The 20,639-nt window shown below is 44.7% G+C and carries 23 protein-coding genes; 2 read left to right on the forward strand and 21 right to left on the reverse strand.

Annotated features, from left to right (window positions below; genetic code table 11):
• From PF272_RS02655 to PF272_RS02695, 9 genes are all read right to left on the reverse strand, one after another.
• Positions 1-2,489: pyocin knob domain-containing protein (locus PF272_RS02655; RefSeq protein WP_271141515.1), on the reverse strand; the 2,489-nt coding region annotated here is incomplete at its 3' end.
• A gap of 21 nt (positions 2,490-2,510) precedes the next feature.
• On the reverse strand, positions 2,511-3,080 hold the full coding sequence (locus tag PF272_RS02660) for a phage tail protein (protein WP_271141516.1): 570 nt from the start codon (positions 3,078-3,080) through the stop codon (positions 2,511-2,513).
• Positions 3,073-4,188 carry a baseplate assembly protein gene (locus PF272_RS02665; protein WP_271141517.1) on the reverse strand — a complete coding sequence of 372 codons (1,116 nt, stop codon included), beginning with the start codon at positions 4,186-4,188 and terminating at the stop codon, positions 3,073-3,075. The genes PF272_RS02660 and PF272_RS02665 overlap by 8 nt, the downstream gene beginning before the upstream one ends.
• A complete protein-coding gene (locus PF272_RS02670) occupies positions 4,181-4,546 on the reverse strand; it encodes a GPW/gp25 family protein (RefSeq protein WP_271141518.1) in 366 nt (121 codons plus the stop codon). Before PF272_RS02670 ends, PF272_RS02665 begins: the two co-directional genes overlap by 8 nt.
• Before the next feature lie 56 nt (positions 4,547-4,602).
• Positions 4,603-5,118, reverse strand: a complete 516-nt coding sequence (locus PF272_RS02675; protein ID WP_271141519.1) for a phage baseplate assembly protein V — start codon at positions 5,116-5,118, stop codon at positions 4,603-4,605.
• On the reverse strand, positions 5,096-6,157 hold the full coding sequence (locus tag PF272_RS02680; protein WP_271141520.1) for a phage late control D family protein: 1,062 nt from the start codon (positions 6,155-6,157) through the stop codon (positions 5,096-5,098). The genes PF272_RS02675 and PF272_RS02680 overlap by 23 nt, the downstream gene beginning before the upstream one ends.
• Positions 6,154-6,381 (reverse strand): tail protein X, encoded by a 228-nt coding sequence (locus PF272_RS02685; protein ID WP_271141521.1) that lies wholly within the window; start codon positions 6,379-6,381, stop codon positions 6,154-6,156. The genes PF272_RS02680 and PF272_RS02685 overlap by 4 nt, the downstream gene beginning before the upstream one ends.
• Entirely contained in the window at positions 6,374-7,303 is a 930-nt protein-coding gene (locus PF272_RS02690) for a phage tail protein (RefSeq protein WP_271141522.1), read from the reverse strand. Before PF272_RS02690 ends, PF272_RS02685 begins: the two co-directional genes overlap by 8 nt.
• A complete protein-coding gene (locus PF272_RS02695) occupies positions 7,303-10,596 on the reverse strand; it encodes a phage tail tape measure protein (RefSeq protein ID WP_271141523.1) in 3,294 nt (1,097 codons plus the stop codon). The genes PF272_RS02690 and PF272_RS02695 overlap by 1 nt, the downstream gene beginning before the upstream one ends.
• Positions 10,597-10,653: 57 nt before the next feature.
• On the opposite strand from PF272_RS02695, the gene PF272_RS02700 reads away from it, so the two are divergent.
• Positions 10,654-10,953, forward strand: coding sequence for a hypothetical protein (locus tag PF272_RS02700; RefSeq protein WP_271141524.1), 300 nt, complete (start codon positions 10,654-10,656; stop codon positions 10,951-10,953).
• Here the strand turns inward: PF272_RS02700 and PF272_RS02705 are convergent.
• From PF272_RS02705 to PF272_RS02750, 10 genes are all read right to left on the reverse strand, one after another.
• Positions 10,939-11,106 carry a GpE family phage tail protein gene (locus tag PF272_RS02705; protein ID WP_271141525.1) on the reverse strand — a complete coding sequence of 56 codons (168 nt, stop codon included), beginning with the start codon at positions 11,104-11,106 and terminating at the stop codon, positions 10,939-10,941. The two genes, PF272_RS02700 and PF272_RS02705, sit on opposite strands and share 15 nt — an antisense overlap.
• Positions 11,093-11,365, reverse strand: a complete 273-nt coding sequence (locus PF272_RS02710) for a phage tail assembly protein (RefSeq protein WP_271141526.1) — start codon at positions 11,363-11,365, stop codon at positions 11,093-11,095. The genes PF272_RS02705 and PF272_RS02710 overlap by 14 nt, the downstream gene beginning before the upstream one ends.
• An 83-nt stretch (positions 11,366-11,448) precedes the next feature.
• Positions 11,449-11,964, reverse strand: a complete 516-nt coding sequence (locus PF272_RS02715; RefSeq protein WP_271141527.1) for a phage major tail tube protein — start codon at positions 11,962-11,964, stop codon at positions 11,449-11,451.
• The gene (locus tag PF272_RS02720; protein ID WP_271141528.1) at positions 11,964-13,352 is read right to left on the reverse strand and encodes a phage tail sheath family protein; all 1,389 of its coding nucleotides are present in this window, start codon (positions 13,350-13,352) and stop codon (positions 11,964-11,966) included. The genes PF272_RS02715 and PF272_RS02720 overlap by 1 nt, the downstream gene beginning before the upstream one ends.
• 1 nt (position 13,353) lies before the next feature.
• Positions 13,354-13,857 (reverse strand): Gp37 family protein, encoded by a 504-nt coding sequence (locus PF272_RS02725; protein WP_271141529.1) that lies wholly within the window; start codon positions 13,855-13,857, stop codon positions 13,354-13,356.
• A complete protein-coding gene (locus tag PF272_RS02730) occupies positions 13,857-14,291 on the reverse strand; it encodes a gp436 family protein (protein WP_271141530.1) in 435 nt (144 codons plus the stop codon). Before PF272_RS02730 ends, PF272_RS02725 begins: the two co-directional genes overlap by 1 nt.
• A complete protein-coding gene (locus PF272_RS02735) occupies positions 14,291-14,572 on the reverse strand; it encodes a DUF7210 family protein (RefSeq protein WP_271141531.1) in 282 nt (93 codons plus the stop codon). Before PF272_RS02735 ends, PF272_RS02730 begins: the two co-directional genes overlap by 1 nt.
• A gap of 9 nt (positions 14,573-14,581) precedes the next feature.
• On the reverse strand, positions 14,582-15,511 hold the full coding sequence (locus PF272_RS02740; protein WP_271141532.1) for a major capsid protein: 930 nt from the start codon (positions 15,509-15,511) through the stop codon (positions 14,582-14,584).
• 22 nt (positions 15,512-15,533) lie between these two features.
• A complete protein-coding gene (locus PF272_RS02745; RefSeq protein ID WP_271141533.1) occupies positions 15,534-16,607 on the reverse strand; it encodes a peptidase in 1,074 nt (357 codons plus the stop codon).
• A 236-nt stretch (positions 16,608-16,843) separates the two neighbouring features.
• The gene (locus PF272_RS02750; protein WP_271141534.1) at positions 16,844-17,308 is read right to left on the reverse strand and encodes a phage virion morphogenesis protein; all 465 of its coding nucleotides are present in this window, start codon (positions 17,306-17,308) and stop codon (positions 16,844-16,846) included.
• 62 nt (positions 17,309-17,370) lie between these two features.
• Between PF272_RS02750 and PF272_RS02755 the strand changes: the two genes are divergently transcribed.
• The gene (locus PF272_RS02755) at positions 17,371-17,715 is read left to right on the forward strand and encodes a hypothetical protein (RefSeq protein ID WP_271141535.1); all 345 of its coding nucleotides are present in this window, start codon (positions 17,371-17,373) and stop codon (positions 17,713-17,715) included.
• A 215-nt stretch (positions 17,716-17,930) separates the two neighbouring features.
• Here PF272_RS02755 and PF272_RS02760 read toward each other — a convergent pair whose 3' ends face one another.
• A complete protein-coding gene (locus PF272_RS02760; protein ID WP_271141536.1) occupies positions 17,931-19,202 on the reverse strand; it encodes a phage head morphogenesis protein in 1,272 nt (423 codons plus the stop codon).
• Entirely contained in the window at positions 19,199-20,635 is a 1,437-nt protein-coding gene (locus PF272_RS02765; protein WP_271141537.1) for a DUF935 domain-containing protein, read from the reverse strand. Before PF272_RS02765 ends, PF272_RS02760 begins: the two co-directional genes overlap by 4 nt.
• Positions 20,636-20,639: the final 4 nt, after the last annotated feature.

Raw genomic sequence — 20,639 nt, forward strand, 5'->3', positions numbered from 1 at the left:
TTCAGTGGGAATGTATTAGTACGGGATTTATTACTACGGCTAACAGACGATTTAACTGTATTAACGATATCCCCAATTAATGCCATAGTGCCATTTTTACGTGGGATACTAATGACAGCCTCATTACTGTTACTTGCATCGCGATACATGATAGTACCAATACTCTCAGCAGTATCAGGTACTGTCTCCATGGCTAAGCGCTTATTGGCATCGTTAAATAGCTCGACTCTAGACCAATTACCATTTTTGATACCCAAATTACCAAGTAATGTACCGCCTGTTAGTGGGAGTCTATCTAAACCATCAATCCTTACCCAATTACTCCACCCATTAGCCCATTGATTACGCACAAAGACATAATTTTTCTTCCAAGTCGTGTAAATTTGCATTACACCAAAAACTGAGCCTATAACCTGCAATGCTCCCGCTTCTGTATAGGGATAGTTTCTGTCACTTGTGGCATTGATATCGAGATTTTGCCCGTACAGACCAACCGTAGTAACGGCATTTAAATTTTCGGTGGTGAGACCTTTAGCCAATGCCCCATCTTTAATGCCGTATCCCTTTAAAGTTGTAGCAGGAGACTGCTTGGCGTTTGCCGTACGTTCTGCTTTTTCTGCACGTGTATATGCGTCAACTGCTTTTGTTGCAACATTATTAAGTGTATTGCCTTTTCCAGTATGAAAATCTTCTGCTTTTAATATCGCTTTTCCACTGCCACCGTCTGTTTTATATGGTGAGTCGAACTGAAAATGGAATATGTTATTTGCGTCGTCAGCCCAGATACCATCTGCACTTTTTGAGCCTTTAGCCGAACTAACATCACCCGCTGCCATGCCATCACTGAACATCAACATATTGTTATTTATGTTTAAGTCACCCACAACGCCGAGTTTACTGTTTGATAGTGTGGCTATTTTGATGTTATTTGCGTTATAAAATACATGCCCGCTATCTGAATAATAATCAAGATAGTCTGCACCGTTTGATGTTGATGAGATTTTACTAGCGTACAGCTTACTGCCCAAATTGATTGTTACATCACCGTTTACTGTGCCGCCAGTATATAAATCTAGCTTATCTACCGCGTCAACACGTACCCAGCTACCCCACTCACCGTTCAAGGAGTTGTTACGTACATACATATGTTTCGCATCAAAACGTGTGTAAATCTGCATTACACCGTAGGCAGATGGCTGCACTTGTAAACTGCCTGCATATGCGACTGGATAGTGTCTGTCAGATGTCGCATTTCTGTTATAAGCCTGTCCGTAAACCCCAGCCGTTTTAATTGTGTCTAAATCAGCTGTACCTAGGTCTGCTAAAACCTTGTAATCAGTGATTCCATACCCTGCAAGTGTTGTTGCTGGTGATTGCTTGCTATTTGCGACGTTAAGCGCTTCTACGCCTTTATCGTAAGCTGTTTTAACTGCGGCAGATGTAGCTAATTGAGACTCCGATGAGCTATTTATAGCACTTGAGTACGCCATCCCAGTAATAATTAATTTTCCGCCTGTGTCACTAGACACAGTGATACCTCTGTTGCCAGTAATGAGCGTTGATGACCCTATTGCATTAGCCACTCCACCCCGCGTCTCGACAACATTGAGATAAGTATTACTGTTAGACGTTGCAACATTAGAGACGCCCGTTGCTGACGTGCTAGTAACAAGCCCGACAGTTAAATTATCTGCAGTATTAATAGATAAATTACCGGAGCCGTCAAAAGATCCTGACCCCGACACCGCTCCCGTCAACGAAATCGTACGCGCAGTTGCTAATTTGTTAGCGGCAACCGCCGTCGCAGTAGCGTCTAATTTTGTGTTAGCGACATTTAATACATCTACCGCTTTGTCATAAGCCATCTTGACCGCTTTAGCGGTTGCAGCAAAAACAGACGAATCTTGATTAACACTATCTGTTAATTGCACAATACCACTCGTTGTTAAACTGCCTTTTTCAATTTCATGCGTGTGACTAGTCGATGTGACGCTGTTTGTCGTTGTCGCAGTAATGCTTGACGGCGTTCCCATTGCAATAGTTCTATTCGCATTAAGCTGACCGCCGCCAGTTAAACCATTTCCAGCTGCGATGTTGGTGGTTGCGTTAGCTTTACCGGCCGCTAAATTATACGCCGCAACGGCTTTGTCAAACGCAGTCTTGACCGCTTTGGCAGTTGCGGCAAAAACAGATGAGTCTTGATTAACGCTATCCGTTAATTGCACAATACCTCTCGTCGTTAAACTACCTTTCTCAATTTCATGTGTGTGTCCGTCGTTTGCTACGAGATTAGTTGTGTCTTTCGTGATTTTTTTCGGCGTATTTTTCCCAAAAAGTTCATTAATTTTCGCTTTCAGCCATTGTGTACGATTTGCCAGCTGCTTTTGTGGTTTATTTGAGATGCCGTCTTCACCGCCAACCACGGGGTCGCTTTCCTCGATGCGATAAATCTCATTTTCCCACTTATTTTCTTCCCTCAACCCTGCCATGTTTGTCTCCTTTTTTTATTTTTAAATTGAGCCGTGGTTATAAGCGCCGTTATAAGTAGCCCTGTTGTTATAAAGCAACGGCGCAGATTTGTAATCTAAGATGCCGAGCACGCAGCGCGCCGGCGCATAGCTGCGTAAGACTTTCTTAATTTCTTCTGCTTGATCACGCGTAATTGGTTTTGAGAGCTTAATGCCGTAATACGCCCACTTTTCTGCAGCCGGAATCGCAGCAACAGATTGATTAGAGCTGTAATCGCGTAAGATAAGCCCTTCATCAATTTCAATTTCGCCATACCCCAGTTTTCGCATCACTTCGCGGATGCTGTATGGTGTGCCTTTATAGCGATGCAATTGCACGGCATTGTTGATTAATGCTGATTTAGATTGCGCTGTATCAGCGACAAACATCCCGTCATAGCCGGTCATACTCCATTTTTCAGCGAGCAGTGGCATCACTTCATCCGGTAACAACTCGACTAATGTCGTCATAATTTGACGTTTTTCTGCGAGATTAAGACGCTTACCGAGCTCGCATAACGCGACAAACTTATCACTTGCAGCAATAATGACCGGGTACTGTAAATTAGCCATCCTGACGCACCCCATTTACATTAATCGTGACTGCCGTACAGTTCGCCCACTCAGTCGCGCTCACTATCATTTTTGCTGGCTGATTAATCACGACGTCATACACACCCTCTACGCGCAACACTTGCATTAACGCACTCGGTACGACGTCCATTCCAAGTTTGCGGGTGCGGGTGGAGAGATAGTTAAGTAAGGCGTCGCGCGCTTGCGTTTTGACAATATCCTCGCGATAGCCTTGCAACAAGGTCAGTTCGGCAATGATTTGATAATTGCGTACCACCGGTGATTTAACGCTTACTACATCGCACAACGGGCGACGTGTTTCAGCTGATAAATAATTTTTGATATCGGTTTTTAATCGTTCATCCGGCACACCCGTGACAGTAAGAGGATAAATATCCACTTTGCCGCCCGCAGGGGTGACAACTGCAACATCAACAATTGCTTGTGAGACTGAGCGAGTGTAATAGTCATAAGCAGCTACTGAGCCGCACGTGTTAAAGACTTCTGGCGCCGCAAGAATGCGCAAGCGATACGCGTCATCATCTTCCTCTTCAATACCGCCTGAGGTGACATCAATATTAGTAACGGTAATCTCTTTATCGGTGGCAAGTTTGCTTTTTAAGGTTTTAACACGCCCGATTTCCCAGCCGTTACCCACTGTGCCTGTAACCGTCGCCTCTGCTTCAATTTCGACATAACTAATCAGTGGGGTAATCACGTCATCGGCAATCGTGACAAAACTAAGCTGGTCAGTAACCGCCACAACAGTGCCCTTCGGGATTAAAATCGATTGATGCTCACCATTTACACTAAACCGCAACACGCAACGTGCAGCTTTATCACGCAGCCGATAGCAGCCGAACGGCTCACCACACAAATCGAGCGCTAAACCTGTGGCATACTGCGGAAATGTCTGTAAAAAGGCTTCGTTAATCCCTTTACGAATTAAAAGTTCTCGATAAGCATATGTCTGGATAATTGAGCGCTCGATATGCGCCGGTTGCAAAGTTTTGCCGGTGCGTTGTTCGTAGTCCGCAATTGCCTCTGCTAAGATGACTTTTACGTCATCTGCAATAATTTTGACGTCCTCTCTTGCTTGACTAACCATGCTTCACCTCAGTTTGATAAATCTGTCGCTCCGCGTCATCACGCAAGCACCATTTAATAGCAAAATAAAAGTGCGGCGCTTCGCCGGTAACCTCCACACTTTGCACCACAATCCGCGTCTCCCAGCGTTCTAGCGCCGTCCAGATTTCGCGCACGATATTCGGTACAGCGACATCAAACGGCTGGTCAATGTAGTCAAAATGATGACTGCCGAATTCAGGGCGTAAAATATCGCTCCCTTTTCGAGTGCTTAAAATATTGTTAATGCATTGGTGGATATCCTCTTCCCCGGTAATCGCAGCGTTACTGCTGATGTCTGGGGAGAGTTGCCAATGGATATGTGTGATTTGTGTCTTCATAGCCCTGAGAGTACAGGGCGGAGAGAAGAATTGATTTTAAAGGGGTTTAAAGATTTTTATTGCGGTTTTCTGGTATTGTCACCACCTGCTTTCACGCCGCTATGCGTGTGATTTTTAAGGCTAATACCATCCGCTACTACATCACCGCCATTAACCGTAACCGTGCCATTATTCACATCAACGTTGCTATGATTAATAATCACTTTACCGGCAGCGTGTATCGTAATATCGCCAGTTTTGCGGTTGTGTTCGATTGTTGTGCCGTTGCTAAATTTTTTAAGCCAAATATCATTGCTTGCGGCAGGAGTAGGGTCTTGATTATTGTAAATCGCACCAAGCACGCAGCCACCTTCGCCGCGAGCATCAAGTAAAATAGCCACCAATTCACCAATATCTGGCAAGCAATAAAACTGGTTACCGCCCGCATTCGGCGTTAAAAATGACAGCCACGCGGTCTCAAAGTCCTCCAATGCGGGAATTGTCGCTTTGATTTTGTGTCGCTTCGCATCGACTTGTGAGACAATACCTTCTTGATAAGTCGCAGCAAAATTATGGGTTGGTGCTTGGGGCATTTGGTATCTCCTCAATAAACTCTAACATTCTAATTTCAAGATTGGTGGTATAGCCGTTTGAGCGGGAAAAACTGTGATGCGCTGATTTAATTAAATACTTACCGCTAAACATTCCCATCTGCGTGAGCATAATCGTATTACCTGCAACCAGTTTTGGGTCACCAATCACCGTAATATCACCCGCTTGCTGGTCGTCATTTTGTTGATGTAACGCCGCATCAGCGCGTGCATTAATCTGTTCTTGACTTTCGCCACGCGTAACGACTTTTAGTGTATCTCCATTGCTGACTTTCACGTGTTTCTTATTCGGGCGCCGGCTTTTGGTCTTTTTGGTTGATTTAATCGCTTTTTTCTCATCGGTATTAAAACCGGCCACTTCCACACTTTTTACTGTATCTTTTATGCGGTCTCGCAGGCGAATTGAGAGCGTTTGTGTTAAATCCAATATTGCCACAGCTGCACGCTGTTCAAGGCTTTGCATCGTGGTAAATACTAACGTTTTGCCGACAATCTTAAAGCTATGGTTATACTCGTGAGCTAAACGCGTCAAAAACTCGACATCCCGCTCTTGATATTGGGTAACGCGCTTAATCGGAATATTCGCGACTGTACCAGTCACATTAAGTTTAAGCCGTTTCGCGACATCGCGCACAATTGCATCAAGCGTTGTATTTTCATATGCTTTTGGCTTTAACGTACGATTCGCTTTACTAATACCCGTGCTTAACGCACGTAATGTGACGACAGTGCCGCTTTGACGGTCGTGTGACCACTCAATCTCATCAATTTCAAACGCCCCTAGATTCACTAATGGTGCGCCAACATAGCCGAGCAATAAGCGTAATTCATCACCTTGGGTTGGAAACCAGTTGCGGATCCACTTACCCTCAATATCTTCAAACGTGACTTGCAGCTCATCAGATTGATCAGCAAGATAATCGGTGTAAGTCAGCTCTTTTAAATAAGGCTTAACATCCGTTGTGATGTTACTTTTGCCGTAAAAGAGCTGAAAGTCGGGTTGGCTCACAGTTAAATTCATTCACTCTCTCCCTGCATCCACGGCGGTAAATCGGCTTGCGAATCGATTTTCACTTGAATAATCGGCACATATAAGATTTCACCGCGCGGCAACACTTCACAAAATGAGAGATGCGGGTTAGCGTTAATTAAGCGATTGATTTCGCCTACATCGCCGTAATAGCGATAAGCCAATAAATCCCAACGCTCACCCTCACTAATCGTGTGCTGAATTACTTTATTCATCGCGCACCTCGTTATTATCTTCACGTAACACAATCCACGCCGTCATTTGCGTAACCGGCTCGCCAAGCCGTTCCAGCGCTGCATCACAATCATCTAGCGCTTTTACCCCAACATCGAACCATTCACTCAATTCACTGTCGTTTAAACCTTGCTTAAACGCACTTTCAAAGACGTTTAAATTGTCGGCAATCTCGGCTATATCGCGCATAAAATATTGTGCGCCAGCAATCCCTTTTGTTAATGCGTTAAAGCTATTAGACAACCCCAACATCTCACCAAGCGGTCCTATCGCTTTACCCACACTATCCAAAGCGAAGGGTAATTGTGTTAAAACGGCAAGTGGATCATGCGCCAATGTCTTAATTAATGTCACAGTATTGCGTACATCATTAATCACGCGTTTTGTCTGGTGATAGAGCTGCACGCCTTTTGTAATTAACGCTTTAGTTTGATTAATCGCTTTCACCGCACCTGCCGGTAACAATGCACCGAGCGGCGAGTTTGCACCCAACTGCAGCGCTAAGCCCAACAAACTTTGCCCCTGATTCCCCACAAACTCTTTTAGTGTTAATGAGACGTCACGCGCAAGTGTGTTACCACGACCATCGGTATAAAGCGCCTGGCTTTGAATATCCGTAATAACAAAGTAGCCTTTAAATTGGCTAAACCCCAGCACCAGAGCGAGCGCTTGTTGATTTTCTTTTGCTAAAATCAACTCCTGATAACGCCCATCCACAGAGCCAAGCATATAGTGCAAATTAAGATTTAATGTTAGCTCAGTCAGTTCATTACCTATCGCCTGCAGCCGAGGACGCCCACTTAACACATCGTGCTGTGCGTAAGTTGCACTGTGTTTTTCATCTAGCGCGGTCGGCGCATTTAACACATCAAACGCAATATCACCGAGTAATGCATAACTCATTAGTAAGCTCTCCTCATTTTTTGATCTACGACACGATTAATCAGTTGCTCAAACTCGCGCAAACTCATCTGCAAGCCTTGCTGCACTTGTTCCACTACCCCCTGACTTGACGCCTCGCTCACATTAATCGTTGGATTAAAATTAACAACTATCCCATTGCGTGCCTGCGGTGCAGTATGCATATTTTGCGCTTGCATTGTGTGCTGCAATGACTCGTATTGCGTCACCGGTGGCGTTGGCAGAGCCACAACCGGATTCGCTGCTTGTGGTTTCGATAAGACTGTCGCAGAGGCAATGTCTTTAATACCGCGCCACATTTGACCAAAGATTGATGTTGAATCTGTGGCAGGTGTCGCTTGTTTTTGCGTCAAAACTGTCGGTGCTGGCAAAGCTACAATCGGCTTCGCTGCTTGTGGTTTCGATAAGACTGTCGCAGAGGCAATGTCTTTAAGGCCGCGCCACATTTGACCGAAGAGCGATGTTGAGTCTGCAGCAGATATCGCTTGTTTTTGCGTCAAAACTGTCGGTGCTGGCAGAGCTACAATCGGCTTCGTTGCTTGCGTGACCGACATAGACTGCGCAGGTTTTTCTGTTTGTGGTTTCGGCAAGACTATCGGTTTCATCGCTTGTGCTGTTTTTGTTTGCGATACAGGCGACTTAGTTATTTTTTGTGTTTGTGATAATTGACGCCGCAAATGCGCTGGCAAATAACTTGCTGTCAGTGCTGCAGTAGCCTTATCTGCCGCTTGTCGATTTACTCGACGTTGATTCGCCGTTTTTTGTTTAGCTTTGTTAGTCTTAACAGGCGTTGTTGATGCAGTCACTTGTTTTGCAGCAAGCGCAGACAGTTGTTGCGCCTGCGAGGTAATCGACCGTGGCGCTGCAGTGACAGCTTTCGGCGCTGCCGTCGCTATCTTCGTCGCAGTTTCAATTACAGGGGCAGATAATGTTTTTGGCATCGCTTGCTGCATTTGCTCACCCATGCCTGTTACTGCGCCCGCGGCTTTTACAGCTGATTTCGCTACCCCAATAACTAACCCGTCAACTGTATTTTCGCCATAGCCCATAAACACGCGGCTCGGACTATGAATGCCGAGTTTTTCCGCAAACCAGCTTTTAATCCCGTCGCCGAGTTCACCGATTTTTTCTTTCGCAAGCGTCCAGGTATTCGTAATGCCATTAACAAAGCCATCTATAATGTTTTTACCAAACGCAGTAAAGTTGTTAGGTAAATCAATCCCGAACCACGACAGCACGCCGGCAAACACTTTGTAAAATAACCCCAGCGGTGACCAGTTAAGAATAGTGGCAGTAATATTGCTAATACCGGAATTAAAAAAAGTTTTGATATTTGTCCATAAATCACCAAAGAAGGCTTTAATCGGCTCCCAGTATTGATAAATTAAGTAAGCACCGAGTGCAATTGCCGTCACCGCAAGTCCGATTGGGTTGGCAAGCATTGCGCGCCCTAAAAAGAGCACTGCTTTACCCGCTAGCGTTGCCCCTCTAACCAACATACCACCCAGCACGCTGGCTACACTAACACCGCCTCTTGCCAAGCCACTTAACCCGCTTTTAAATATTGTAAATGCCCACCCAATTCCTTTACTCAAGCGAGTAAAACGCGAAACGGACCCACCTAAACTTTCCACTGCTTTCGCGACTTGGTAAGCTTTAAGCAATTGCATTGGCAGTTTAAGTGCTGCCCCTACCGAAAACAAACCGCTAAAAGCAAAACGGAGTGCGAAGACAGCCGTACTTAATGAGGCTAACCCCATTGCTGTCGCAACACCCCACTTGATTAACGATTTATGCTGCTCAATCCACGGGGTAAGCGTCTGTTCGATGAAATTTTGAGCTGTATTCGCAAATGACTTTATATCATCCGCAAACGCTGAACCAAACGTTCCCACCGCGCTTTCCCAAACCCCACCTAAAGCTTCTAACGCGGAGGAGAGTGTTTTTGTTTTTTGCGCAATACGATCTTCAAGACTGGCTTGCGCTTGCATTTTATTTAAAAAATCTTGTAATCCCGGAAGCCCTTTTTCAGCTAACAATAACGCTAAACGTTTTCCTTCAACGCCAAACAAGCCCTCTGCAACTAATCCTGCACCTTCGTCACCAAATTTTTTCCGAATGACATCGAGCTTTTCAAGCTCACCTATCATTGCATCAATACCCTTGAAGTTCCCTTTTTTATCCCAAAACTCAAACTTCACACCAGACTTATCCATCAATTCTGCTGCTTCCGCCTTCATCCCTTTTTTGGCTTCAGCCAGCATTTTCGGGCCCTTATTCATCCGATCAAGCATCGTTGAAAAACCTGTCCCAAAAGATGTGCCCTCCATCCCTTGCTGTGCAGCTAATCCTTCAATCGCAAAGAGTTTTCGTGTATTTTCACGCCCCGTGAGCTTCATCGAACGTACATTAGAGGCGTAATAAGCCATTGCGCCATACATCTGCTCTTTGTTCATTCCGGCAGCAAACATTGCACGTTGCAAATCATCCGCCGCCACACCCATTTCTGCCTCAGAAAGTCCGTGCGATTCCATCATTTTGGCAAAAAATTCACCGCCCGCCATTTGATCCATATCTAGCAAGACATTGAGTTTTGCTGAAGTGGCTAGCCCGCCTTTCTTTAACGTTTCATCACTGATGCCCTGCATTTTCAAGGCGCGGGTTAAATCATAGAAATCTTTTCGCGTGCCGGGTAAAGTATTGCCTAGCTCACCCGCAATCTTGCTAATTTCATCAAATTCGCCGAATGTGCCGTCGGCTTTCATCATCGCAATTTTAAGATTGTTAGCACTTTCTTCTTGCTCAGTGTAAGTCTTTACCGCCGACCAAACGGGAAGAGCGATCGCCGTTGCAGTTGCACTGCTTTTCATGACGCTAGCACCCAACTCTTGACGTTGTTCTTTACGTGCCTGTTGTCTATCAATCGTTGATTGCAAAGTCTTTTGTGCTTGTTCAGCACGCTGAATCGCGGCGGTAAATTGCTGTTGTTTAGTGACGACACGCCCAATCGCTTGCTGCATTCGTTCATAACGTCGCACTAATTTATCAACATTTCTATCACCAGAGGCGTAAGCTAAAGAGATGCGTTGTTGTAACGCCAGTTGTTTTTGTTGCGCTCGTTCAATGCGAGTGCTTAAGCGTGATTGTGACTGATAAGATTTCGCAAGCCGATCACCCAAACCTTGCGCCACTTTTTGAGCTTGATTAAAGGTCGCTTTAAAGCCGCCGCTTAGCGCTGCGCCAATCACTAAACCAATCGCTAATTCTTTTGCCATTTGTGTTGCCCTGATATATAGTTAATAATTAAGCAAAAAAGTAAGGAGAGTGAGATCATGTTTGATGACATTGCGGATTTATGGCGAGAGAAGTCTATTTATGCCCGCACTTTTGCTCTTTTGCTGAGCATGTTTATCATTAGCGCGGTAGGCGGTATTGCTTTAGCGGTTATCACAGCTATCAATGATTATGGCTGGGTAATGGGGTTTGTCGTGTTTGTTATTGCGAGTCTTTTTATTGCTTTTATAACAACAATCATTAGCCCGTTTGTGGGGTTATTCATTGCCATGATAGCTGGCTTAACACAAACGCTTTTTAGTTTATGTCAAGCCCTCCACCGTTTAACCCAACGATGATTGATATTGATATCCCGCTTTAATTTGACGCTGTGCTTGTGCTAGCCACGCATCTAATTCTTGCAATGTCAGTGTATCTAATTCAGATAACCCAAATTTAAACCACCATTGCAAATCTGCCAAAATCACCATCAAATCATCATTCGCTATCATCTTCCCCGAAAAGAAAGACGCTAATTTTTCGATAATCTTTCCAAGTAAATAAGTCAAGATCTTCTACAGCCAAACCACAGCACGTTGCAATAATGACAATTTCTCGTGCTTCGCTCGTTTTTTCTAATTGCGCGGCGCGGCGAAAATCTTTGACAAGCGGTTCACGTACTTTTACCTCCTCTAACGTTGTACCGTCCGCCAAGGTAATTGGGGTGGATAAACGAATCACGTTAGTTAATGCTTCAACTTTCATAGACATAAAAAACTCCTTAGTTGTTGTTAATCTACTAAGGAGTTTACTGAACCGCGTTTAAATTTGATTTTAAAGCGCTTTAAAGATTTTTATTGCCCGATATTGGTACGATATTTTTGTAAAATATCTTGTCCTGCCACGCGATACTGATTACTAAATGCATCATAGAATAACACCTCTTTGCCATTAATTACCTGTTTGATGGAATGCACTTGATACGTCATCGGATATTCTGTTGGCTCTTTTTTGTATTCACCAAGATCAAATTTGCTGAACATTGCGTTTAACGTCAGCACGAGCGGCACTTCTTCCGCTAAGCCTGCTGCATTAAACACCCTTACATTCGCTCGTACCATCAATTGCGCCGTTTTAAATGGGTTGCTGGCAATCGCGGCGACTTCTGGGTAAAAGCCATCCCACGTAATTTCGCCCTCTAGCGGGTTAACCTTGCTTGGCAATTTAATCACACCGACTAAACCTAAGTTATCATGCTCAATATACTCCACTTCAAACTCCGGCGTTTTAACGCTTTTCGCTTTGCCGATTAAGTTGTTACCGTTAAGATACACGTTAGCGTTATCAACTTGATTGATTACCGCACTCATTATTGACCTCCTGAGACTAAGTTAACGAGATATTTACGCGTGACGATAGAGTTGTTCGTAATGCGTTCCGCCGGAATTTTTGGGGTAAAATCGTATTGAATTGGCACTTGCCCCTGGCTGAATGCATCAACTAAGTCGGCATCGGGGTCAAGACTAACGCTATAACCGACAATCGATTTCAGTGTAGCCATATAAGTTTCCACTGTGCCGATAAGGCTATCTAGCAACGCTTCATCAATCGGTAAGTCCATATATTGCAGCTCAACGCGGCGGATGCTTTCATCAATTAAATCTGCAGTACGCTGTACCGTTTCAAAATTACTGATATGCGTCACCGTCGGATAGCATGCAAGGCGGTTACCCCACAACCTAAAGCCTGTACCAAAGCTATTAAACACGGTCGTAATCCCAACTGCATTTAAGCGATTGGTCTCACTTTGCTTATCATCAATACGCGCAGTGAGCGGCACTTCAACGCCGATAACGCCTTTTAACTGGCGATTCGAGATACTGTACCAATAACCTTGCTCCACGTCGGTAAGCATTCGCAAGCCTGCGGCGTGGGTTGCTAAACTCTCTAATGTGTTCCGTTCACCGATGACGTGTGGGAAAAAGAGTTGAGTGCGGTCAGAGCTGGTCTTAAAGTTAATGGTGCCTTCTGGGCCGCGGCCCTGAATCGCTTGCGCGAAGGTTGTACCTTGTGGGGCTTGCACATACGCCACTGCATTTAATTGACTGGCAAGCGTTTCAAGCGATGCCGTCATCGTTGCCGTTGCGTCATATTGCGGACAGATTAAAATCTTCGCGTCTGTACCGAATAAGTTAAAGCCTGCACGTAACATCTCAAAGCCAGTCCGCACGCCGGTTCGGGTATCCACCCCACCGCGTAAATCCGCTTCAGTAACTTTGGTTGGGTCAGCATAGCTGTAAGTGGCGGTGACATCGGTTTTATTAGCGGTAAATCTGATTTCTCCCGTGAGTAAATCTGCATGGTAATCTGTGCCCGCAACTAATACTTCTGCACCTGCCTTGACCGTTAAATCAATCAAGCCTGCCTGTTTTGTCGTAGCAGTTAAAGTATTAACATCTAACGTCAATGCTTCGTCTGTGACGGTAGTGCGATGTTTAGCGGGATCTAACACATTGATTACATACACTTGTCCTGCGGCGTAGCGACTTAAAATATCTAACGCATCACAAAGCGAGTAACCTCGATCTAAGATATTGCCGAATTGCGCAAAATCTTTTTTGGTAACGCAGAGTTTGAGGGTATTTACCTCGCCCACCGGCGCGGTGCCGACAATCCCGACAATTGCGCCATCGACTTGACTGACCGGAACACTACCACCGTTTTCGCGAATCGTTTCTGAGCCATGATGATAAGCCATATTAAGTTGTCTCCTTTTTCGTTAATCTTGGGTCGAGCGGTTGCCCGTTGCGACGAGTAATCACTTCGACCAATTTTTGTAAATCTTGTGTTTTTGTTTGTTGCACTTGTACGGTATCGACCTGCAGCACAAGCTGATACTGCCAGACGCCACTTTCTTCGCTATCAAATTGCTCGCTAATTAAGTAGCACTCGCTGCAATTTGGCGGACGAAACCCCACCATTAACAATCTAATCTGGTCGAGCAGCAACAACGCGCCATTATCGTTATGTAAATTACGACTAATCACTGTGAGCATAATGCGTACCGTGCGAGATTGACTAACAATGTCAGTCGCTCGCAATTTGCCAAATGTCGAGCCGACATAACCGACTAACACCACCCCATTTGGGTGCGCCAGATAATAATCACTTGGGTTATCCGGCATAAGCTCAACCCGCCAATCAGGTAACGCGTCTGACAAGTGCTGCTGTATCGCGGTTAAAATCGGCAACGTAGCTGACATCAGTAACTGTCCGTATTCAACTTTTGCGCTGACCGCACTTTAAACTCACCGCTGTCCAGCAACAAGTCATTAACACGCGCCTCATCTAACGTTGCGACACCGAGATGCAATTTACCGGTAGCGATATGTTCCAGTTCTTTAATCGCTTGCTGATAAGTCTCTTTAACCGTCTCTGGCATTTTTGTCTCCGGGCGACGGGCGTACAGCCAGTAACGCGCCAGTGATAAGCAGTGTTGACTAATCACAGTTGGCGTTTCCGTCAAGGGCAACTGATAACGAGAACGTAACGCGGCATCAATGCGTTCGCTAGCGACTTGTATCGCGGCATTAATGACAGGCAATGCAATCTCGGTTGCACGACTGTCATCGTTACTTAACTGGACTAAGATATTGCGACCAAACGCTGCAATTAACATGTCTGCCGTGATGTACATTATTTTTCCTTAGCGCCCGCTTCCGCCTTTACTTCAGCTGCTTCTTCCGCTTTTGCTTGTTCTGCTAACGCTTGAGCATTGGCTTCGGCTTTTGCTTTTGCTTTTGCTTTTTCGAGTGCTTTCGCATCTTTTAGCGTGACATACACCGCTAAACGATGATATTCGTCTTCCGTAAGTGCAATTTCATCACCTACATCGTAACGTTTGCCGTTATGCAAGATTGCAGTATGCGCAACCACTGCAGTTAATACGGCTTCTGTTTGTTTGGTCGTGCGCGCCATGACACCCTCCTAAGCTAAGCAGTCTTTAATCAGATAGCCTGCGGGCTTACCCACCAAGTGCGGTCTATGAATATCGGTCGTACGGATAACTTCGAGTTTGCCGCCATTTTCTTGATAGCGGTCAACAAATAACCCGCCTTTGCGACGTACGGTATAACCGTAACTTGGTTCGTAAACCGTGCCTTTTTTCTCGGTAGAACGTGGCGCGACATACGCCAGCACAATCGTATCGGTCCAAATATCTTTTAACGTGCTAGCATCTTCATACACCGCCTCGCCAATTTTGACCGTATCGACATCAATCAACTTAGCAAAAATCTCTGGCGTAACAATCCCAGTTTGTACATACTTGATTTTTTCAATGACCTTTGGATGACTTTTTAAGACTTGCCACACGTCACCGGCAATCACACAAACATTCGCTTTTCGCCCGATGGAACGTTTAATGGCACGTTTTGCTGCATCAAATACGGCAAAAGGGGCTGAATTTTCATGACTAAATTGCGACTCGCCGGATAACACAATTTTATTTGTCGCGTCATAGTTCGCTTCGTTTTGTGCCGCATCAGCAATCGCTTTTTCACGTCCTAACGCAATCACATCTTGTGTCGTATTCACCGCAAATTGACGTAAGCTAAAAATTGCTTCGTTTTCTTCACGATAGTCAATCGCGTATTCGATATCGTGTTCTTCTAACGCGACATCAATTGCGCCAATATCTTCTGGCTCTAGGCGATTTGACGCGCCGCGTAAATTACGCACAGTGGACGGCAGGCGGAACGCTAAGCGTCCAAATGTCGGAATTTTTCCCGCTTCTTTTTCTACTTCGACCACGGGCATTAAGGTTTCACCCACCAGTTCGTTGTTGTAATAGCCTTGTGCTAGCTCAGTCAATACCGGGTCTTGCACGCGTAGTTTTGCTAAATCATGGGCAGCCATGTCTTTGTCTCCTTTTTACTTTTTAGTGATTAATTGCGTTAAATGCGTCAACATAACTCACACTATGCGCTTTCATATAAGCCCGCACTTTTTTATCCATCTCGATTGAGGCAGGGTCAGTTCCTTCGGCGTATTCCACGCTGTTATCCTGCACGTCAGCCACTTTGTCTTTCGTTGCCACCTCGTTAAATTCAATCGATTTTGGCAGTTCGGTTAAAAATGCTTTTAAACGCTGTTTAAAGTCATCTTCCGAGAATTCAGCGCTATCATGCTCTGTATTCAGCAATGCGAGCGCCGCCTCTTTCTGCTTCGGTGAGAGCTTGCCTTCCGCAACCAAACTTTCTGCAAATGCCGCATTTTCCGCGTGCATTTTTTCGCGCTGTGCTTGCGCTTGTGCAGCTTTTAGCTGTGCATTTTCAGCTTCAAGGGCTGCAAGACGTTGCTTTTCTTCTTCCGACATAGTTCCTCCTTCATCTGGTTTATCATCGGGCTCATTAAAAATAGGTGAGGGTGGTGTGTCATAAATTTGCTTTACTTCTTCACGCACCGCATCTTCTTGTAAGCTTTGCACTTGCCACGCCGGCAAAACGCGGTCAGCGTCATCAAGGCTAAATTTTTCGATAAGAAAATCGCGCAGCCGTTGCCACAGCGAGGCGTTGGCCCAGTCGCTAAACTCGACAAACTCCGTATCGCCATCTGCAAAGACCGGGTCTTTTAGCCCTTTCACTGCTGGCGGCATCGCGCCGAGAAAACCAACATGGCGAAGGTAAAATCCCTCAGGTTTTGGATTGTTTGCAGAGTTTGGTAAGTAAAATGCAGCAGAGATTTTTTTAAATTTGCCATCGCGTACCAGCTCCGCGAATTCACTATCGACCTGCTGGGTTTCCGCTTTTAATACGTCGCCTTCAACCACCAAACCTTTTACCCAGCCATAAGCGGGGTTATCATGCTTAGGGTGCCCAATTACGATAGGCGCTTCGTGATAGTCTGCACTATAGTTATTGGCGATAGTCTGTAAGTCGGCAGCGGTAATCGTGACAGTATTGCCGTTGGCATCTTGGCGCGTGCCGGCGCGAAAGATTTCGATTAAGTCCATAACACACCTTTTTCATGTTCGATGTGCTTAGATTAACGAAGAGAGGGAAGAATTAATTTTAAAGGGCTTTAAAGATTTTATTGAAAGAAAGAATTTTTTGGCGCGAAACTTAAAATCGAATGCCGTTTAAATGGCGTTTAAATCGCGCAATACACGTTTAAATTTTTTGACTTGATAAATGACTCGTTAATTTTGTTTAAACGCCTGTATGTGCTATTTTGGCGGTATTTTGATTTTTACGGCTTTATCGCTTGTGCAAGTTGTTTTTGTAACAATGCAGTCGCTTTATTTAATAGCACGTCTTTATCATCATGATTTACACCCAGCCACGGGCGAGCAGGCAGTGTTGTTTTATACCCACGCCCCGTTTTACCGCCAAAGTGCTGAATGCGGGCATATTTTGCATCCGAGCCAAATTCCAATGACTTCTCATCATAATTATAGGCGGTTTTGTCACTGAGATAGCCGTCTTGCCGCAGGATTTTAAGACTTTTGCTTTTTTTCTGTTTACGAGCCAGTGTTGAATCCGCTAAGGCTTTCCACTTTTTACCTTCTGGATCGACTTCTTGCTCAAAACGTTTCGCATGAATTTTTTTTAAGGTTTCGCCCAGCACCCCATAAAGCTTTTTGGGGTGTTGTAGCTGCAATGCGATTTGCTTTAATTCGTTACTGGCGTGGTTATCAAGGGTAATTTTGATCACGATATCAATCTCATCTAAAATAACGTAGGGTAATAACACCCTAACCGTATAAGGAATAAAGTATGTTAGTAAATGGGGAACAAGCAATAGGTTTAGTTTATGATTTATTATTTGAAAAGAAATGGCTAGTCGAAAAGGCAGAAAAATTACCACTTGATCCACTTTCTGAAAAAGAAGCGATAATGTTTCTTGCGACACTCGATCAACAAAGTGAAACAACTTGGCTACAGCTAACCCCTAATCAAAGATCAACTGCAAATGGTTTGATTATGGATTTTATTGCTAAATGCCTAACCACTAGCCGAGAATGGAATGTACCTGATGATTTATCACCACCAGAACAAGCCATTCATATTTTCAAACAAGAAATTGAACGTAGTCATTTTTCTCTTTTAATTTTAAACTAACCTGATCACGCATTGCGTTAATTTTTTCTAATGGCAAAGCATTTTTTACTTTAAAAGCCTTTTCGGAGGCTTTTTCTTTTTTAGCCATTTTGTTCTCCTGTTGATTAAAAAATAGTTTAGTTGTATAGTGCAACAAATCCGCAGGGGGTTTCCTACTGGAAAGGTTACGCTGCAAAAAGGGGTATTATCCTGTTCGAATCAGGCAAACCTGCGGTTTAATCTAGACTTCCCCATAGCAGTTTAAAATCATATAACGCAGAAAAATCTTTCATTACACTTGCCGTTCTTACCATATTTACTTTAACCTTAAACTTTTTGTTAGTAAGTTGATCTTGCTGTTTGATTTCATAGTCCATTTTTACTGCCACTTTGCCCTGGTCAGTATCATAAACAAAAAGCAGCGTTGGTTGCTTTTGTTGCGTTTCCAGCAAAATGGCTGTCGGATGACGTAACTTTTCAGGCAACTGCCGCCAAAACGCCACAGGCAAGTTAATTCCCTTTGTTTGTTTGCTATCACGCAAGGCGTGTAAAATATCCTCATCTCGCACCGCAATCACTGCACTTTGTGGGGCTTTTTCTAATTCGGTTAATTTCTCAATCACACTTTCATTGATCACACCGACATATTTCATTTGCCCACGTGCGACTTTTTCTGTTGCAACGGTATCGACCATCTCCGCCATGGCGGTATTTAACATCGCAACAGCTTGCGGGCGTTTAGCAATGACATCGTTTAACAACAAACTTGCAAAACGCGGTTCAGCGATAGTGAGTTTTTGCATTAATAAACTATCAATACTCTGTGTACGTCCTGCTTTCAGATTGTCAAAATTATGCGGCGTAAAGCCGACATCATACCCTTTTGGTAAATTGACTTGTCTTGGATTACCACTACGTACTCCAATCAGTTTCTCTTCAAACTCAATTTGTACCGGTGGTGACAGCGATTTTCCTGTCGCCTTTAAGTCGTCATCATCATGTGCAATCACAGTACAATGACAACCGTACGCTTTAATCGGGTAGTAGTAACGCCAAAATGGATCGTTAGCGGGGCGAATGGTGCCATCAAGCTCAACGTGTGACGGACGTGGGTGCGCATTGTCGTTGTGTTGATACTCCCAGTAAGGCATCACATCAGCAAGATCTAAATGCTGTTGCAATCGTCCGCGGTTATATGCCGCATAAACATTCGTATCGTAAATAATCCGTGTGCGCCAGTTACGCCCACCGTTATATTGCCAGCCGGTTTTGGTAACAATCTCATCAAAGCGCTGGCGAAAGCCTTCTAGTGTTTCGCCACGCTGAATTGCCTCATCTACCGCTTCTCGTATCGCGACTAGCACTTCATTGCGATTTGCTCCTGCCACTATGAAAAAGTAATCGTGCTCTTCGCCAAGCACATCAAGATAACTATTCGTTGGCAGGTTAAGCTTCTTCGCAAAATAGCGAGCTTGCTCTTTAAAGCTAAAGCCACTTTGTACCGTCATTTTTTGCCCTCTTCAACCACGCTATAACGCCCAGCAAACTCTGCGACGGTGCTTGCCCATGCCATCACTTTGGCATATTCGGCAAAGGTCAGCTCCGGAATCAGACTGTCCAGCTGGTTGCGAAACTCTTCCAAACTCTCCGCTTGTGAGAGCTTGTCTTGCACCTGTTGTAACCAGCTTTCGACATAAGGTTCCCCCTCCACTTCAAGCTGTTCGACAATGCCGTCAGCGATATTTTTGGGCATTTCTGGTTCAGCAAACTGGGCTTGTTGGGCTTGTGGCTTATCCGTCTTTTCAGCGACTAACTCAATATCGCCGTCTTCAAAGTTGTAAGTGCGTTGCAGATATTGCGGAGTAAACTTCACACCGACACGCGATAAAATTTCATCACGCTCCGCCTGTAATTTATCTACACTTTCTTGCTCAAAGAGTTCGAATTTCGGTAATTGGTCAACCGCAAAATTGAGTTCACAAAGCCAGTTTAAAAGCTGGTTAAACACGCTTTCAACCAGCCGCGCGTCATCGTTACGGATATCTTCCAGCACTTCTAATCCTGCTGTCGCGCTGGCGCGATTACTGTCCGCTTCGGTGGTTTGGTCTTGCCCTAAAATGGCAACACTGATTTCGGACTTGCAGTAACGTAGAAAATCATCAAATACTTGTGAGCTACCGCCTTTGCTGGCACTTTCTAGTAAATCAATTGAGCTATCATTGGGGATAGCCGCCACGGCAGTACCAAGCATTTGTTCTAAACTATCGAGCAAGTCTTCTGTTTCTATTTGGGTGGCAGTACGAGGATGTTTCCCGACTAGCCACGGCGAGCCATATTTTTCGGTAAACTCCAGCCAAAATTTAAAGCCGCCTTTTTTAAAGGTTGCTGCCCAAAAACACTTACTTAAATCACCTTGCCCGTAAGGGTTTTCGTACGTTGCGTCTTGCGTTGCAAGCAAAAACTTTTTCTCCGGCAATGCAATACCATCAAAATAATGGTCTTTAGTGCGTAGTTTTAATTGATTATCTTCATCAAAGACAAACCATTCAGGTGGTTTACCTTGGATATCCACCGGCTTCCAAATGCTATCTTCATAAGTCCAGAGAATTTCTAACGCCTGATAACCGAATAAAGTGGCATTTAAAATTTGCGAGATAATGTGATTTAGCGGCAGTTCATCAAAAATAGCATTAAGTTGTTCATCCACCTCCTCACGTCCAGTTGGCGTGATTCGCCACTCTAAGCCTTTAACCGCTGCCTTACGGCGACGGACACAACCGGCAACATGACTATCCGCTAACACTTCGCGATAAGCACTGATGTCACGCCCCATTTTTTTAAGTACAGGATCAGGATTGGGGAGATAATGTCCGATTGCGTAATAATCTATCGCTTGCGCGCGTGTCGCAATCACATTGATCATGTCTTGTTTTTTATTCATCTGC

Source organism: Gallibacterium faecale, assembly GCF_027920745.1.
Classification (GTDB): Bacteria; Pseudomonadota; Gammaproteobacteria; order Enterobacterales; family Pasteurellaceae; genus Gallibacterium; species Gallibacterium faecale.

Excerpts from the sequence above, each read along its gene's own strand:
- PF272_RS02660 (WP_271141516.1), bottom strand. The coding sequence starts at position 3,080 with ATGGCTAATTTACAGTACCCGGTCATTATTGCTGCAAGTGATAAGTTT.
- PF272_RS02665 (WP_271141517.1), bottom strand. The coding sequence starts at position 4,188 with ATGGTTAGTCAAGCAAGAGAGGACGTCAAAATTATTGCAGATGACGTA.
- PF272_RS02670 (WP_271141518.1), bottom strand. The coding sequence starts at position 4,546 with ATGAAGACACAAATCACACATATCCATTGGCAACTCTCCCCAGACATC.
- PF272_RS02675 (WP_271141519.1), bottom strand. The coding sequence starts at position 5,118 with ATGCCCCAAGCACCAACCCATAATTTTGCTGCGACTTATCAAGAAGGT.
- PF272_RS02680 (WP_271141520.1), bottom strand. The coding sequence starts at position 6,157 with ATGAATTTAACTGTGAGCCAACCCGACTTTCAGCTCTTTTACGGCAAA.
- PF272_RS02685 (WP_271141521.1), bottom strand. The coding sequence starts at position 6,381 with ATGAATAAAGTAATTCAGCACACGATTAGTGAGGGTGAGCGTTGGGAT.
- PF272_RS02690 (WP_271141522.1), bottom strand. The coding sequence starts at position 7,303 with ATGAGTTATGCATTACTCGGTGATATTGCGTTTGATGTGTTAAATGCG.
- PF272_RS02695 (WP_271141523.1), bottom strand. The coding sequence starts at position 10,596 with ATGGCAAAAGAATTAGCGATTGGTTTAGTGATTGGCGCAGCGCTAAGC.
- PF272_RS02700 (WP_271141524.1), top strand. The coding sequence starts at position 10,654 with ATGTTTGATGACATTGCGGATTTATGGCGAGAGAAGTCTATTTATGCC.
- PF272_RS02705 (WP_271141525.1), bottom strand. The coding sequence starts at position 11,106 with ATGATAGCGAATGATGATTTGATGGTGATTTTGGCAGATTTGCAATGG.
- PF272_RS02710 (WP_271141526.1), bottom strand. The coding sequence starts at position 11,365 with ATGTCTATGAAAGTTGAAGCATTAACTAACGTGATTCGTTTATCCACC.
- PF272_RS02715 (WP_271141527.1), bottom strand. The coding sequence starts at position 11,964 with ATGAGTGCGGTAATCAATCAAGTTGATAACGCTAACGTGTATCTTAAC.
- PF272_RS02720 (WP_271141528.1), bottom strand. The coding sequence starts at position 13,352 with ATGGCTTATCATCATGGCTCAGAAACGATTCGCGAAAACGGTGGTAGT.
- PF272_RS02725 (WP_271141529.1), bottom strand. The coding sequence starts at position 13,857 with ATGTCAGCTACGTTGCCGATTTTAACCGCGATACAGCAGCACTTGTCA.
- PF272_RS02730 (WP_271141530.1), bottom strand. The coding sequence starts at position 14,291 with ATGTACATCACGGCAGACATGTTAATTGCAGCGTTTGGTCGCAATATC.
- PF272_RS02735 (WP_271141531.1), bottom strand. The coding sequence starts at position 14,572 with ATGGCGCGCACGACCAAACAAACAGAAGCCGTATTAACTGCAGTGGTT.
- PF272_RS02740 (WP_271141532.1), bottom strand. The coding sequence starts at position 15,511 with ATGGCTGCCCATGATTTAGCAAAACTACGCGTGCAAGACCCGGTATTG.
- PF272_RS02745 (WP_271141533.1), bottom strand. The coding sequence starts at position 16,607 with ATGGACTTAATCGAAATCTTTCGCGCCGGCACGCGCCAAGATGCCAAC.
- PF272_RS02755 (WP_271141535.1), top strand. The coding sequence starts at position 17,371 with ATGTTAGTAAATGGGGAACAAGCAATAGGTTTAGTTTATGATTTATTA.
- PF272_RS02760 (WP_271141536.1), bottom strand. The coding sequence starts at position 19,202 with ATGACGGTACAAAGTGGCTTTAGCTTTAAAGAGCAAGCTCGCTATTTT.
- PF272_RS02765 (WP_271141537.1), bottom strand. The coding sequence starts at position 20,635 with ATGAATAAAAAACAAGACATGATCAATGTGATTGCGACACGCGCGCAA.